This is a genomic window from Streptomyces sp. NPDC002004, from assembly GCF_053593975.1.
In genome coordinates, this window is the sequence record NZ_JBSFDP010000005.1 from 207,511 (window position 1) to 221,437 (window position 13,927).

General features: G+C 71.5%; 15 protein-coding genes. 5 read left to right on the plus strand and 10 right to left on the minus strand.

All coding sequences use genetic code 11. The features are described 5' to 3' along the window. Position 1: 1 nt before the first annotated feature. Positions 2-547, minus strand: a complete 546-nt coding sequence (locus ACWCP6_RS11260) for a TetR/AcrR family transcriptional regulator (protein WP_450932118.1) — start codon at positions 545-547, stop codon at positions 2-4. A gap of 135 nt (positions 548-682) precedes the next feature. Here ACWCP6_RS11260 and ACWCP6_RS11265 point away from each other — a divergent pair, with 135 nt between their 5' ends. Next, positions 683-1,192: a hypothetical protein gene (locus tag ACWCP6_RS11265; protein WP_450932119.1), complete on the plus strand. Its 510-nt coding sequence runs from the start codon at positions 683-685 to the stop codon at positions 1,190-1,192. 116 nt (positions 1,193-1,308) lie between these two features. Here ACWCP6_RS11265 and argH read toward each other — a convergent pair whose 3' ends face one another. From argH to ACWCP6_RS11280, 3 genes are all read right to left on the minus strand, one after another. Then, positions 1,309-2,736: an argininosuccinate lyase gene (gene argH, locus ACWCP6_RS11270; protein ID WP_450932120.1), complete on the minus strand. Its 1,428-nt coding sequence runs from the start codon at positions 2,734-2,736 to the stop codon at positions 1,309-1,311. A 96-nt stretch (positions 2,737-2,832) separates the two neighbouring features. After that, positions 2,833-4,026 (minus strand): argininosuccinate synthase, encoded by a 1,194-nt coding sequence (locus ACWCP6_RS11275; protein ID WP_450932121.1) that lies wholly within the window; start codon positions 4,024-4,026, stop codon positions 2,833-2,835. A 234-nt stretch (positions 4,027-4,260) separates the two neighbouring features. Further along, positions 4,261-4,644 carry a DUF488 domain-containing protein gene (locus ACWCP6_RS11280; protein WP_450932122.1) on the minus strand — a complete coding sequence of 128 codons (384 nt, stop codon included), beginning with the start codon at positions 4,642-4,644 and terminating at the stop codon, positions 4,261-4,263. Between the two features lie 32 nt (positions 4,645-4,676). Here ACWCP6_RS11280 and ACWCP6_RS11285 point away from each other — a divergent pair, with 32 nt between their 5' ends. Both ACWCP6_RS11285 and ACWCP6_RS11290 read left to right on the plus strand, forming a co-directional pair. After that, positions 4,677-5,264: a pyridoxamine 5'-phosphate oxidase family protein gene (locus ACWCP6_RS11285; RefSeq protein ID WP_450932123.1), complete on the plus strand. Its 588-nt coding sequence runs from the start codon at positions 4,677-4,679 to the stop codon at positions 5,262-5,264. 3 nt (positions 5,265-5,267) lie between these two features. Beyond that, complete coding sequence (locus ACWCP6_RS11290) at positions 5,268-5,981, plus strand: L,D-transpeptidase family protein (RefSeq protein ID WP_450932124.1); 714 nt, start codon at positions 5,268-5,270, stop codon at positions 5,979-5,981. A 44-nt stretch (positions 5,982-6,025) separates the two neighbouring features. On the opposite strand, the gene ACWCP6_RS11295 is transcribed toward ACWCP6_RS11290, so the two are convergent. The 6 genes from ACWCP6_RS11295 to ACWCP6_RS11320 all read right to left on the minus strand — a co-directional run bounded on the left by ACWCP6_RS11295 (position 6,026) and on the right by ACWCP6_RS11320 (position 12,086). After that, positions 6,026-6,571, minus strand: a complete 546-nt coding sequence (locus ACWCP6_RS11295; RefSeq protein WP_450932125.1) for an arginine repressor — start codon at positions 6,569-6,571, stop codon at positions 6,026-6,028. 7 nt (positions 6,572-6,578) lie between these two features. Beyond that, complete coding sequence (locus ACWCP6_RS11300) at positions 6,579-7,778, minus strand: acetylornithine transaminase (RefSeq protein ID WP_450932126.1); 1,200 nt, start codon at positions 7,776-7,778, stop codon at positions 6,579-6,581. Further along, the gene (gene argB / locus ACWCP6_RS11305; protein WP_450932127.1) at positions 7,775-8,677 is read right to left on the minus strand and encodes an acetylglutamate kinase; all 903 of its coding nucleotides are present in this window, start codon (positions 8,675-8,677) and stop codon (positions 7,775-7,777) included. Before argB ends, ACWCP6_RS11300 begins: the two co-directional genes overlap by 4 nt. Beyond that, positions 8,674-9,852: a bifunctional glutamate N-acetyltransferase/amino-acid acetyltransferase ArgJ gene (argJ, locus tag ACWCP6_RS11310; protein ID WP_450932128.1), complete on the minus strand. Its 1,179-nt coding sequence runs from the start codon at positions 9,850-9,852 to the stop codon at positions 8,674-8,676. The genes argB and argJ overlap by 4 nt, the downstream gene beginning before the upstream one ends. An 88-nt stretch (positions 9,853-9,940) precedes the next feature. Continuing rightward, the gene (gene argC / locus ACWCP6_RS11315; protein WP_450932129.1) at positions 9,941-10,966 is read right to left on the minus strand and encodes an N-acetyl-gamma-glutamyl-phosphate reductase; all 1,026 of its coding nucleotides are present in this window, start codon (positions 10,964-10,966) and stop codon (positions 9,941-9,943) included. 157 nt (positions 10,967-11,123) lie between these two features. Then, positions 11,124-12,086 (minus strand): NAD-dependent epimerase/dehydratase family protein, encoded by a 963-nt coding sequence (locus ACWCP6_RS11320; protein WP_450932130.1) that lies wholly within the window; start codon positions 12,084-12,086, stop codon positions 11,124-11,126. Positions 12,087-12,246: 160 nt separating this feature from the next. Between ACWCP6_RS11320 and ACWCP6_RS11325 the strand changes: the two genes are divergently transcribed. Beyond that, positions 12,247-12,963, plus strand: a complete 717-nt coding sequence (locus ACWCP6_RS11325) for a TetR/AcrR family transcriptional regulator (protein ID WP_450932131.1) — start codon at positions 12,247-12,249, stop codon at positions 12,961-12,963. Positions 12,964-13,083: 120 nt separating this feature from the next. Then, positions 13,084-13,794 carry a DUF6215 domain-containing protein gene (locus tag ACWCP6_RS11330; protein ID WP_450932132.1) on the plus strand — a complete coding sequence of 237 codons (711 nt, stop codon included), beginning with the start codon at positions 13,084-13,086 and terminating at the stop codon, positions 13,792-13,794. The last annotated feature ends 133 nt before the right edge of the window (positions 13,795-13,927 follow it).

The window sequence follows — 13,927 nt, forward strand, 5'->3', positions numbered from 1 at the left end:
CTCACTCTCGCCTTCGCGCGCCGCCGAGCATCAGCTCGACGATCATGAATGGGAAATCCTTGGATGCCACCCGGCCGTCCATCACGGCCCAGGCGCACGAGCCGACGAGGCCGTAGAGCGCCTCGGTCAGCCAGGCCGGGCTCAGGTCGATGCGGAACTCGCCGCTCTGCTGGCCGCGCCGGAAGAGCGCGGAGATCCGGGCGTCGAGCCGGGCCCAGCCCTCGTTCTGCGTCTCGCCCTCGAAGAGCTGGTTCTCGGTGACCAGGAAGGCCAGCAGTCCGGCGGCGGACTCGACCTCGGCGACCAGGCGGCGCAGCGCGTCCTCGGCGCTGCCCTCGTCCAGCCGCGCCCGGTCCAGGGCCGCCTCGCATTCCTGGATCCCGAGCTCCTCGAGCGCCTTGACCAGTGCGTCACGGCCGGCGAAGAGCCGGTGCAGGGTGGCCCTGCTGATCCCGGCGGCCCTGGCGACCTCGTCCATGGTGGCCGTGGCCTTCCGGGTGAGCAGGGCGCCGGCGTCGCGCAGGACCCGTTCTCGATCGACTGACATGAGACAAGAGTACCCCATGTGAGACATGAATGTCTCATGAGAAACAACAACGACTCAGACATCCGGCCGTCACGTGCGCGGAAGGGGACCGGCCGGGCCGGGCACAGGGGGGATGCGCGGGGAGATGCTGAACCCATGAAGCCCCTCCTGCTGATCGACATAGACGGGCCGGTGAACCCGTATCTGGCGCTGGCCGGCCCGGCGCCGGAGGGCTACGACGTCCATCTGACGCATCCGGCCGGCTGGGAGTGGTCGCCGTTCCTGCCCGTGCTGCTCCATCGCGACCACGGGGCGGAGCTGCGCAAGCTGACGCGTGCGTACGAGCTGGTGTGGGCTTCCACCTGGATGGACGAGGCGAACGAATGGATCGGCCCGCAGCTGGGGCTCCCCCGGCTGCCGTACATCGACTGGCCGGAGACCCACGGCCCCGCGCCCGAGGGCACTCTCTGGAAGACGCAGTACGTCGTGGCGTACGCGGCGGGGCGGCCGTTCGCCTGGGTGGACGACGAGATCACCGAGCAGGACGAGGCGTGGGTGGCCCGGAATCATCCCTCGTCGGCGCTGCTGTGGTGGGTGCATCCGGGGGTCGGCCTCACCCACGACGATTTCTCGGCCCTCGCGTACTGGGCGGAGACCGCCGGCTGACGGCCGGAGGGCCGGGCCGGTGAAGCGGCCCGGGAAACACCGAGGGGTGCGTCACGGCCGTTGCCGGTGACGCACCCCTCGGGGCGGACGGTGCCCGTCGCTGCGGGCGGCGCCGGTTACTTACGGGCGTTCGCCCATTCCTGCTGGGCCGCCACGTCGGCCTTGACCTCGGCCAGCTGTACGGCCACCGCCGACGGTGCGGTGCCGCCGCGGCCGCTGCGCGCGGCGAGGGCGCCCGGGACGTTCAGGACCGTGCGGACCTCGGGCGTCAGATGGGTCGAGATCTTGGCGAACTGCTCGTCGGTGAGCTGGTCCAGCTCGATGCCGTGCGCCTCGCACTCCTTGACGCACTCGCCCGCGACCTCGTGCGCCACCCGGAACGGCACACCCTGCTTGACCAGCCACTCGGCGATGTCGGTGGCCAGCGAGAACCCGGCCGGGGCCAGCTCCTCCATGCGCTCCCGGTTGACCGTGAGGGTCGCCATCATGCCCGTGAAGGCGGGGAGCAGGACCTCCAGCTGGTCGCAGGAGTCGAAGACCGGCTCCTTGTCCTCCTGGAGGTCCCGGTTGTACGCCAGGGGCAGGGCCTTGAGGGTCGCCAGGAGCCCGGTCAGATTGCCGATCAGCCGGCCCGACTTGCCGCGCGCGAGCTCGGCGATGTCCGGGTTCTTCTTCTGCGGCATGATCGACGAACCGGTGGAGAAGGCGTCGTGGAGCGTGACGAAGGAGAACTCCTTCGTGTTCCAGATGATGATCTCCTCGGCGATCCGCGACAGGTTCACGCCGATCATCGCGGTGATGAACGCGAACTCGGCGACGAAGTCGCGGGACGCCGTGCCGTCGATGGAGTTGCCGGCGCTGCCGTGCTCGAAGCCGAGGTCCTCGGCGACCGCCTCCGGGTCGAGGCCGAGCGACGAACCGGCCAGGGCTCCCGAGCCGTACGGCGAGACCGCGGTGCGCTCGTCCCACTGGCGCAGCCGCTCGGCATCCCGGGACAGGGACTGCACATGGGCGAGCACATGGTGCGCGAACAGCACGGGCTGGGCGTGCTGGAGGTGCGTACGCCCGGGCATGGCGACGTCCGGGTGGGCCTCGGCGAGACCGATGAGGGCCGCCTGGAGGTCGGCGATCAGGCCGCCGATGATCCGGGCGTGGTCACGCAGGTACATCCGGAAGAGGGTCGCCACCTGGTCGTTGCGGGACCGGCCGGCGCGCAGCTTGCCGCCGAGGTCGGGGCCGAGCCGCTCCAGCAGGCCGCGCTCCAGCGCGGTGTGCACGTCCTCGTCGGCGATGGTGCCGACGAAGCTGCCGTCGGCGACGTCGGCCTCCAGCCGGTCGAGCCCCTCCAGCATGCGGGAGAGCTCGTCGGCCGTGAGCAGCCCGGCCTTGTGCAGCACGCGTGCGTGGGCACGGGAGCCCGCGATGTCGTAGGGCGCCAGGCGCCAGTCGAAGTGGACGGACACGGACAGCTTGGCCAGGGCCTCGGCGGGTCCGTCGGCGAACCGGCCGCCCCAGAGCCGGACGTCACCGCTGTTGCTGCTCACTTCACTTGCTCCTTGGCTCTGTTCAGGGGGTGGTGATGTGCGGCCGCCTCCCCGCCGCGTACGGCGAGGAGGCGGCTGTCGCGTGCGCGATGCTGCTTACGCCAGGTCCCGCTTGGCCGCAATCTTCGACGACAGACCGAAGATCTCGATGAACCCCTGCGCCTTCGACTGGTCGAACGTGTCGCCCGTGTCGTAGGTCGCGAGGTTGAAGTCGTACAGCGACTCGTCGGACTTGCGGCCGGTGACGACGGCACGGCCGCCCTGCAGGGTCATCCGGATGTCGCCCGTGACGTGCTGGTTGGCCTCATTGATGAAGCCCTCCAGGGCACGCTTGAGCGGCGAGAACCACAGGCCGTCGTAGACGAGCTCGCCCCAGCGCTGCTCGACCTGCCGCTTGTAGCGGGCGAGCTCGCGCTCGACGGTGACGCTCTCCAGCTCCTGGTGGGCGGTGATCAGCGCGATCGCGCCCGGCGCCTCGTACACCTCGCGGGACTTGATGCCGACCAGCCGGTCCTCGACCATGTCGATCCGGCCGATGCCCTGGGCTCCGGCGCGCTCGTTGAGCTGCTGGATGGCCTGGAGGACGGTGACGGGCTTGCCGTCGATGGCGACCGGGACGCCCGCCTTGAAGGTGATCACCACCTCGTCGGGCTCGCGGGGCGTGGCCGGGTTCTGGGTGTACTCGTAGATGTCCTCGATCGGCGCGTTCCAGATGTCCTCGAGGAACCCGGTCTCGACGGCCCGCCCGAAGACGTTCTGGTCGATGGAGTACGGGGACTTCTTGGTGGTCGCGATCGGGAGGTTCTTGTCCTCGCAGAAGGCGATGGCCTTGTCCCGGGTCATCGCGTAGTCACGGACCGGCGCGATGCACTTGAGGTCGGGGGCGAGGGCGACGATGCCGGCCTCGAAGCGGACCTGGTCGTTGCCCTTGCCGGTGCAGCCGTGGGCGACCGTGTCGGCGCCGTGCTTCTTGGCGGCGGCGACGAGGTGCTTGACGATCGTCGGCCGGGACAGCGCGGAGACCAGCGGGTACCGGTCCATGTAGAGGGCGTTGGCCTTGATCGCCGGGAGGCAGTACTCCTCGGCGAACTCGTCCTTGGCGTCCGCGACCTCCGCCTCGACGGCACCGCAGGCGAGCGCGCGCTTGCGGATGACGTCCAGGTCCTCGCCGCCCTGGCCGACGTCCACGGCAACGGCGATGACCTCGGCGCCCGTCTCCTCGGCGATCCAGCCGATGGCGACGGAGGTGTCCAGGCCGCCCGAGTAGGCGAGTACGACGCGCTCGGTCACGGGTTTCTCCTCACAGTGCATTCGCTTGATATGCATGAGTATGCATTGCACTGCATGTTTCGTCAATCCCGCTCGCCGGGGCCGCGGAGCCCCGAGGGGAGATCCCCGTCGCGCCCGGCCGGAGTCCCCCGCGATCCCGGCCGCCGAGGCCCCGGTCGGGACCCACGGAGGTCCCGACCCTGCGCCCCGCCCGCCCCGCCCGCCGCGGGCCACCGCCCCACCGGGCCGGGAGCGTCACCCCCCTTCCGCCAGGGCTCGGGCGATCACCGGCAGATGGCTCAGCGGCAGCTCCTTCGTCGAGGTCAGCAGGGTCAGCGGCCCCTCGGCCGCCAGCTCCCGGAGGCTGCCGAGGGCAGCCGCCGCCTCCGGAGCGGTGAGCTCCGCGCGATACCGGGCGACGAACTCCTCGTGCCGCCCGGGATCGTGCGCGTACCACTTCCGCAGCTCGTTCGAAGGGGACACGTCCTTGAGCCAGGCGTCGAGCCGCGCCGCCTCCTTCGACAGCCCGCGCGGCCAGAGCCGGTCCACGAGGACCCGGGCACCGTCGTCCGCATCAGGGGGGTCGTAAACGCGCCGCATTCGCACGCCCGTCCGATCTTCATGGGGATTCCGCACCATGAGGCCATGCCTTTCCCCAATAATCGTTAGACATGGGAAAGACCTACGAGCGCATAGACGGCCGGCTCCGCACCTTCATCGAGGCACAGCCCCTCTTCTTCACGGCCACCGCCCCACTTTCGGGTGACGGCACCGTCAACCTCTCGCCCAAGGGGATCTCCGGCTCGTTCGCCGTGGTCGACGAGCTGACGGTGGCGTATCTGGACTTCGCGGGCAGCAACGCCGAGACCGTCGCCCATCTGCGCGAGAACGGCCGCATCACCCTCATGTGGTGCGCATTCCAGGGGCCGCCGAACATCGTCCGGGTGCACGGGCGCGGGGAACCCGTGTTCCGCGACGACCCGCGCTTCGGGCCGCTGCTGACGCACTTTCCCGGCGTGGACCCCACCCCGCACGGACTGCGCGCCGTCATCCTGGTGCATGCCGAACTCATCCGTGACACCTGCGGATACGCGGTGCCCTTCATGACCTACGACGAGGACCGTGATCTGCACGCCAAGCGGTTCGCCCGCGAGGACGACTCCTCACTGAACGACTACTTCACCAAGAAGGAGCACGTGGCCACTAGCCTGGATGGACTGCCCGGTCTGCCGCTACCGTTGCCGCCGGGTACGTTCTGAGGCATGCGTCCCGGTCTCGCCGTCCTCGCGTCCGCTGCCCTGTTCGTCCTCGGTGCCGCACCGCCCGGCACCGGCCCCTCCGGGGGCGCGACGCCGCTGCCCGCACGGATGGCCGACACCGGGGGCGGCAGCCAGCTGATCACCGCTCAGGCCGCCGGCCCCGCCGCGACATCCGGGACGCTCACCTGGTGGGACCGGCGCAACGGGGCGTGGGTGGAGGCGGGTTCGGCACCGGCCCGCTTCGGCGCGAAAGGTCTCACCGAAGGGGCCACGCGGAAACAGGGCACCGAAACGACGCCGACGGGGCTGTTCGGCCTGCCGTTCGGATTCGGCATCCGGGCCGCTCCCGCGGGGACGTCGGTGGCGTACCGCCGGGTGCACGACGACTCCTGGTGGTGCCAGGACAACGACTCCCGCTCCTACAACCGCTGGACGGAACCACGGCCCGCCGACTGCCGGGCCGGCGAGTCCGAGCACCTCGCCGCGTACGGCACGCAGTACTCCTACGCCCTCGTCATCGGGTTCAACTACGACCGCCCGGTGCGGGGGCGCGGCGCCGGGATCTTTCTGCACGTCAACGGCAAGGGCGCGACGGCGGGTTGTGTCTCCGTGCCGGAGGACGCGATGCGGGCGATTCTGGCGTGGGCCGAGCCGAAGAGGAAGCCGCACATCGCCATCGGCACGGAGTCGGGGCCGACGGCCCTGACCCGGTACTGAGACCTTCCGGCTCCCCCCTGAGGGCGCGACTTCGCCGACGCCCCCTACGGGTGCTCGTTCTGCGCGAGCCTCAGCAGGTGGTCGGCCAGCGCCTGGCCTCCGGAGGGGTCCCTGCTGATGAGCAGCAGCGTGTCGTCGCCGGCGATGGTGCCCAGGATGTCGTGGAGCTCGGCCTGGTCGATGGCCGAGGCGAGGAACTGCGCGGCGCCGGGCGGGGTGCGCAGGACGACGAGGTTGGCGGAGGCCTCCGCCGAGATCAGGAGCTCGCCGGACAGGCGCCGCATCCGCTCTTCCTTGGCCGACCCGCCGAGCGGGGCGCGCGGCGTGCGGAAGCCGCCCTCGCTCGGCACGGCGTAGATGAGGTCGCCGTCGGTGTTGCGGATCTTCACCGCGTTGAGCTCGTCCAGGTCCCGGGAGAGCGTCGCCTGGGTGACGCTCAGCCCGTCGTCGGCGAGCAGCTTCGCCAACTGGCTCTGGGAGCGCACCGGCTGCCGGTTGAGGATGTCCACGATCCGGCGGTGCCGAGCGGTGCGGGTCTGCGGCACGGCGGGTCCGCCGGCTCCGTTCCCGTTGTCCTGCGCATGGCTCATCGTCGTCTCATTCTCCGGATCGTCCGTCCCCGTTGACCTCGTCGAGGACACCGGGCAGCGCCCGGAGGAAGGTGTCCACCTCGTCGTCGCGGAGGTTGAGCGGCGGCATCAGCCGTACGACATCGGGGGCGGGCGCGTTCACCAGGAGGCCGGCGTCCTGAGCCGCCTGCTGCGCCTGGGGCGCGAGCGGCTCGGTGAGCACGATACCCAGGAGCAGCCCCGAGCCCCGGACATGGGCGATCAACGGATGGCCGAGCGACTGGATTCCGTCGCGCAGCCGCTCCTCCGCGCGCTTGACGTTCTCCAGGAGCCCGTCGGCGGCGATCGTGTCCAGGACGGCCAGGCCCGCGGCACAGGCGACCGGGTTGCCGCCGAACGTCGTGCCGTGGTGGCCGGGCTTCAGCAGGTCGGCAGCGGCGCCGAAGGCGACGGTCGCGCCGAGCGGCAGCCCGCCGCCGAGACCCTTGGCGAGCGTGACGATGTCGGGCCGGACGCCGTCGTGGGCCTGGTGCTCGAACCAGTGCCCGGTGCGGCCGATTCCCGTCTGCACCTCGTCGAGGACCAGGAGCGTGCCGGTGGCCTCGGTGATCTCACGGGCCGCCCGCAGATAGCCCGGGGGCGGCACGACGACACCGTTCTCGCCCTGGATCGGCTCGATGACGACCAGCGCGGTCTCGGTGGTGACCGCGGCCCGCAGCGCCTCGACGTCGCCGTACGGGACGTGCGTGACGTCACCGGGCAGGGGCAGGAAGGGCTCCTGCTTGCCGGGCTGACCGGTGAGGGCCAGGGCCCCCATGGTCCGTCCGTGGAAGCCGCCCAGGGTGGCCACCATGTGAGTACGGCCCGTCAGGCGTCCGATCTTGAAGGCGCCCTCGTTGGCCTCGGCGCCGGAGTTGCAGAAGAAGACACGGCCGTCGGAGCGCCCGAACAGGTGGAGCAGGCGCTCGGCGAGGGCGACGGGCGGTTCGGCGACGAAGAGGTTGGAGACATGGCCGAGGGACGCGATCTGCCGGCTGACGGCCTCCACGACCGCGGGGTGGGCGTGGCCCAGCGCGTTCACCGCGATCCCGCCGACGAAGTCCAGGTACTCCGTGCCGTCCGCGTCCCACAGCCTGGCGCCCTCGCCACGGACCAGCGGCAGCCGCGGGGTGCCGTAGTTGTCCATGAGTGCGCCCTGCCACCGCAGGGTCAGGTCCTGGTTGCTCACGACTCCCCCTCCGTGTCCGGCACGACCATCGTGCCGATGCCTTCGTCCGTGAAGATCTCCAGCAGGATCGAGTGCTGGACGCGGCCGTCGATGACGCGGGCGGTCCGCACGCCGTTGCGCACGGCGAACAGGCAGCCCTGCATCTTCGGGACCATGCCGCTGGCCAGCTCGGGCAGCAGCTTCTCCAGCTCGCTCGCGGTGAGCCGGCTGATCACCTCGTCGCTGTTCGGCCAGTCCTCGTACAGTCCTTCGACGTCGGTGAGGACCATCAGCGTCTCGGCGTTCAGGGCCGCGGCGAGGGCCGCGGCGGCGGTGTCCGCGTTGACGTTGTAGACGTGCCCGTCGTCGGCCGACCGGGCGATCGACGAGACGACGGGGATACGGCCGTCCTCCAGCAGCGCCTCGATTGCGCCGGTGTCGATGGCCGTGATCTCGCCGACCCGGCCGATGTCGACCGCCTCGCCGTCGATCTGCGGCAGGTGCTTGGTCGCGGTGATGGTGTGCGCGTCCTCGCCGGTGAGACCGACGGCGAGCGGGCCGTGCTGGTTGAGGAGACCGACGAGCTCACGCTGGACCTGTCCGGCGAGCACCATACGGACGACGTCCATGGCCTCCGGCGTCGTCACCCGCAGCCCGGCCTTGAACTCGCTGACCAGGCCGTGCCTGTCGAGCTGGGCGCTGATCTGCGGGCCGCCGCCGTGGACCACGACGGGCTTCAGCCCGGCGTGTCGCAGGAACACCACGTCCTGCGCGAAGGCGGCCTTCAGGTCGTCGTCGATCATGGCGTTGCCGCCGAACTTGATGACGACGGTCCTGCCGTGGTGCCGGGTCAGCCAGGGCAGCGCCTCGATGAGGGTCTGGGCCTTGGGCAGGGCGGTGTGCTTCCTGGTCGTACTCATGAGCTGTACGCGCTGTTCTCGTGGACGTAGTCGGCGGTGAGGTCGTTGGTCCAGATCGTCGCGGTCTCGCCGCCCGCGGCGAGGTCGGCGACGACGTGGACCTCGCGGTAGCGCATGTCGACCAGGTCGCGGTCCTCGCCCACCGAGCCGTTCTTGCAGACCCAGATGCCGTTGATGGCGACGTTCAACTGTTCGGGCTCGAAGGCGGCGGAGGTCGTGCCGATGGCGGAGAGCACCCGGCCCCAGTTGGGGTCCTCGCCGTGGATCGCGCACTTGAGGAGGTTGTTGCGGGCGATGGAGCGCCCCACCTCGACGGCGTCCGCCTCGGTCGCGGCGTTGATCACCTCGACCTTGATGTCCTTGCTGGCGCCCTCGGCGTCGCCGATCAGCTGGCGGCCCAGGTCGTCGCAGACCTTCCGCACGGCCTCGGCGAACTCCGCGTACTCGGGGGTGACCCCGGAGGCTCCGGAGGCGAGGAGCAGCACGGTGTCGTTGGTGGACATGCAGCCGTCGGAGTCGACCCGGTCGAAGGTGACCGCGGTCGCTGCGCGCAGGGCCCGGTCGAGGGTCTCGCCGTCCACGTCGGCGTCGGTGGTGAGGACGACCAGCATGGTGGCGAGGCCCGGGGCGAGCATGCCCGCGCCCTTGGCCATGCCGCCGACGGTCCAGCCTCCCCCGGCCTCCGGCCGGGAGGTGTCGCCCCCGGTGGCGACGGCCGTCTTGTGGACGGTGTCGGTGGTCTTGATGGCGATCGCGGCCTTCTCGCCGCCGTGCTCGGACAGCTCCCGAGCGGCCTTCTCGACGCCAGGGAGGAGCTTGTCCATGGGGAGCAGGACGCCGATCAGTCCGGTGGACGCGACGGCGACCTCGCCGGCGTTCAGCCCCAGGGTTTCCGCGGCCTTCTCCGCGGTGGCGTGCGTGTCCTGGAAGCCCTTGGGGCCCGTGCAGGCGTTGGCCCCGCCGGAGTTGAGGACGACGGCGGACACCAGACCGCCCTTGAGGACCTGCTCCGACCACAGGACGGGAGCGGCCTTGACGCGGTTGGAGGTGAAGACGCCCGCGGCGGCCAGACGGGGCCCGTTGTTGACCACGAGGGCCAGGTCCGGGCCGCCGCTCTCCTTGATCCCGGCGGCGATGCCCGCCGCCGTGAATCCCTTAGCTGCCGTCACGCTCACTGTGTCTCCTTGTCCGCTGCTCCGCCCCGGTGACGCGGGGCGGCGGCTGTCGTGGTTGTGCTCGGCCCGGCTGCTGCCCGTGCGTCGCTCACGGTGCGATCCCGGTCGCCGGGAGCCCGGTGCCCTCGGGGAGCCCCAGGGCGATATTCATGCTCTGCACCGCGCCGCCCGCGGTGCCCTTGGTGAGGTTGTCGATGGCGCTGATCGCGATGACGCGGCCGACGCCCTCGTCGAGGGCGACCTGCACCTGCGCGGCGTTCGAGCCGTGGACGGAGGCGGTGGCGGGCCACTGCCCCTCGGGCAGCAGGTGCACGAACGGCTCGTCGACGAACGCCTTCTCGTACGCCGCCCTCACAGTCTCCGCCGTGACCCCGCCCTTCGCCCGGGCGGAGCAGGTGGCGAGGATGCCGCGCGGCATCGGGACGAGGGTGGGCGTGAAGGAGACGGAGACGGGTTCACCGGCGGCCGCGCTGAGGTTCTGGACCATCTCGGGCGTGTGCCGGTGCACCCCGCCGACGCCGTACGGGGAGACGGAGCCCATGACCTCGCTGCCCAGCAGGTGCGGCTTGGGCGTCTTGCCCGCGCCCGAGGTGCCGGATGCCGCGACGATCACGGCCTCGGACTCGACCAGGCCCGCCGCGTACGCCGGGAACAGCGCGAGTGAGACGGCCGTGGGGTAGCAACCGGGCACCGCGATGCGCTTGGACCCCTCCAGCGCTGCGCGGGCACCCGGAAGTTCGGGAAGGCCGTAGGGCCAGGAACCGGCGTGCGCGGAGCCGTAGAACTTCTCCCAGTCGGCGGCGTCGGTCAGCCGGAAGTCCGCGCCCATGTCGACGACCAGCACCTCCGGTCCGAGCTGCTCGGCGACCGCGGCGGACTGGCCGTGCGGCAGGGCGAGGAAGACGACGTCGTGTCCGGCGAGCGCCTCGGGCGTCGTCGGCTCCAGGACACGGTCGGCGAGCGGCAGCAGATGCGGCTGGAGCGCGCCCAGGCGCTGACCCGCGTTGCTGTTCCCGGTCAGAGCACCGATCTCGACCTCGGGGTGCGCGATGAGCAGGCGCAGCAACTCGCCGCCCGCGTATCCGCTCGCCCCTGCAACTGCTGCGCGTACCACGTTGGAATCCTCCTCTTGGATGGCATGACTATACGCAGCGCTGCACTTTTATGCAATGACGTCCCTCGTGCGGCCGACGCGAGCACCACGGACGGCGCACCCCGCCGTCCGAAGCGCTCCGTCACGCCCCGGACGTGACATACGGGGCGCCGGACCGTCAGCCACGGGCGAGCCAGTCCCCGTACCAGGCCAGGGTCGCGTCGAGGGTCTTCGCGAGCGGGGCGGGCTCCGCGCCGAAGGCGCGTTCGAAGGCGGAGGAATCCATGATCTGCGCCTCGGTGTGCTGGTAGAACATCTCGGCGTACTCCGCCATGAACTGCTCGTCGAAGGGGCCGACGGGGCGCGGCTCCGCCATGAGCATCACGTCCAGCGGGCGGCCCACCCGCTCCTCGATCATGGTGTGGATCTCGCGCGTGCTGACGGCGGGCGCGGTCGGCAGGTGCCACACACGACCGTCGCCCTCGGGGCGTTCGCCGAGCGTCGCCAGGCCCGAGGCCACGTCCGTGATGCAGGAGTAGCTGTGGGGCAGGTCGATGTCACCCAGGGCCAGCACCTGCCCGCCGGTGAGCGCGCCGGGGAAGACCGCGGCACCGAGGGTGGAGTTGAGCACCCCGGGCCCGACGAAGTCGGCGGAGCGGCCGAGGACCACCCGGGCGCGGCCCTCACGGTGGGCGTCGAGGTACCGCTGATCGAGCGTGGCCCGCATCCGGCCCTTGCGGCTGGTGGCCTTCCAGGGGCTCTCCTCCGTCATCACCGCTCCCCCGGTCTCGCCGTACGGGTACAGGGTGTCGAGCACGACCAGGCGGGCACCGCTGTCGGTCACGGCACCGAGAACGGCCTCCTGGATGCGCGGCATCACCTCCACCTGGAGGTGATAGGCGACGTTGACGCAGTGGTGGACCACGGTGGCGCCGGCGGTGGCCGCGCGGGCTCCCTCGGCGGTGCTGACATCGGCGGCGTACCGCTCGACGCCCTCGACGGCGGGGCCGTCACCCCGGCGGTCGACCAGTCGCACGGCGTGTCCCCGGCGGGCCAGCTCCTGGGCGAGGGCGGTGCCGGCAGGGCCGGAGCCGAGGACGGCGTGCAGGGTGCGGGGTGCGCGGGTGGTGTCGGCGGTCATGACGGTCTCCTCGGGTTCGGGCAGGCCGCTCCTCCACGGAAGCGACCGTTATCGGCATTCCCAACAGTTAGAGACTGTAACTCTTTCGAATGCCTCTAGCAAGAGCGGGTCGATCGGACTTTCGTTAAGGTGTGTCGCACACCGAGAGAGGGAGTCGTCCGTGACCGCGAGTTCACTGGGCCCGAGGGCGCGCTACCGCGAGCAGACCCGCGCGGAGATCAAGGAGATCGCCCTGCGCCAGCTCGCGGAGGGCGGCACGGCGGCCGTGGCACTGTCCCGGATCGCCAAGGAGGTCGGACTGTCGGGACCCGCGCTCTACCGCTACTTCGACAGCCGGGACGCGCTGCTGACCGATCTGATCCGCGACGCTTACGGAGATCTCGGGGATGCCGTCGCGGCCGCGGCCGGGCACCTGCCCGCGGACACCGCCCCGCGGGCGCGACTGCGGGCCCTTGCGGCGGCCGCGCGCGCGTGGGCGGTGGCCCAGCCGCACCGGTACCTGCTGATCGAGGGCACGCCCGTGCCCGGTTACAGCGCTCCGTCGGACACGCTCGACAGCGCGCGGGCCGTACTGGGCCCGTTCCTGCCGTGCTTCGTGGCGGCCGATCCCACGCCGGCGGTGCGTCCGCTGGTGGAACAGATGGAGCGGTGGGCCGCCGCGGACGGCGCCGTCGCCGGGTGGGCCCGTGAGCAGGTGCCCGCGGGCGAGGAGGGAGCCGCGCTGGCCGGAGTCGTCCTCGTCTGGAGCCAGTTGCACGGGGCGGTCGGCCTGGAGGTCTCGGGACAGTTCACGGGCATGGGCCACGACGGGGGCACTCTGCTGGCCGCCCAGATCGACACCCTGGCGGACAGCTTCGCCCTGCAGCGCACGGACTGACGGACACGCGGCCGACGCGCCGACCGGGGCCGGCGCCACCGGCCGATCTCGCTTGTCCGCCCGACGATCACGGGTTAGGGTCCCCGGGCACGTATCGGGGGATCACTGCAGGTGGGGGACATGGCAGACGATATCGACACGCCCACGAAGGTCGCGGGCGCGTGGGGACAGGCCGTCGCGGCCGTGGCGCTGGTGGCGGCACTCGGCGTCGGCCTGTGGACCGTCCAGAAGACGGAGTCGCCGAACAGCGCACCGTCTCCCGCCACATGCTCGGGCGGGGAGCCCGAGAAGGGGTCGAGGGAGCCCGGGAAGGCGCCCCGGCACGTCTCCGGGGCGCAACTGTGCGAGGCGCTGAACCGCCCCGACCTCGCCGACCTGCTGGGCACACCGACGGAGACCGTGAAGACCGCCGGTGGCAGCGGTGGTTCCGTCAGGTGGGCCGGCGGCAAGGAGATCGACACTCCCTCGGCACGGGTCGAGTTCGAGACCTACACCGTGACGCTGTCGGCCACCTACGACCGCCTTCCGGTGGCCGGGTCCGCCGGACTCCTGGGTGACGGCGCGCGGCAGCGGACGCTGCTGGGCCGTCCGGCGGTCCTGCACCCGGACCACACCGTCAGCATCCGGTTCCGTCTCGACGGGGGCGACACCGACAGCGGTCCGGGCGTCCCGGCCCGCGCCCTCACCGTGGCCCGCGACGCCAAGGACAGCGGCGGCTCCTTCGACGTGACCCTGTGGCGCGCGGACGGCGGGGTGCCGGACGACGCGACAGTGCTCCGCGTCGCGGAGAAGGTGCTGCCGACGGTCCCGGGGTGGGGTGCCGACAGCTGACGGCCACGGGCAGCACCCCACGCATCCGTCACTCCGGCCGAAGGCTCGGCACGGGCAGCGCCCCGGCATCCGGCACTCCCGCCGGGGACCGGCCACGAGCCACCGCCCGGTGAGGGACCCTCTGCCGCCCGGA

Excerpts from the sequence above, each read along its gene's own strand:
- argB (WP_450932127.1), bottom strand. The coding sequence starts at position 8,677 with ATGAGTACGACCAGGAAGCACACCGCCCTGCCCAAGGCCCAGACCCTC.
- ACWCP6_RS11265 (WP_450932119.1), top strand. The coding sequence starts at position 683 with ATGAAGCCCCTCCTGCTGATCGACATAGACGGGCCGGTGAACCCGTAT.
- ACWCP6_RS11290 (WP_450932124.1), top strand. The coding sequence starts at position 5,268 with ATGCGTCCCGGTCTCGCCGTCCTCGCGTCCGCTGCCCTGTTCGTCCTC.
- ACWCP6_RS11260 (WP_450932118.1), bottom strand. The coding sequence starts at position 547 with ATGTCAGTCGATCGAGAACGGGTCCTGCGCGACGCCGGCGCCCTGCTC.
- ACWCP6_RS11320 (WP_450932130.1), bottom strand. The coding sequence starts at position 12,086 with ATGACCGCCGACACCACCCGCGCACCCCGCACCCTGCACGCCGTCCTC.
- ACWCP6_RS11285 (WP_450932123.1), top strand. The coding sequence starts at position 4,677 with ATGGGAAAGACCTACGAGCGCATAGACGGCCGGCTCCGCACCTTCATC.
- ACWCP6_RS11280 (WP_450932122.1), bottom strand. The coding sequence starts at position 4,644 with ATGGTGCGGAATCCCCATGAAGATCGGACGGGCGTGCGAATGCGGCGC.
- ACWCP6_RS11330 (WP_450932132.1), top strand. The coding sequence starts at position 13,084 with ATGGCAGACGATATCGACACGCCCACGAAGGTCGCGGGCGCGTGGGGA.
- ACWCP6_RS11295 (WP_450932125.1), bottom strand. The coding sequence starts at position 6,571 with ATGAGCCATGCGCAGGACAACGGGAACGGAGCCGGCGGACCCGCCGTG.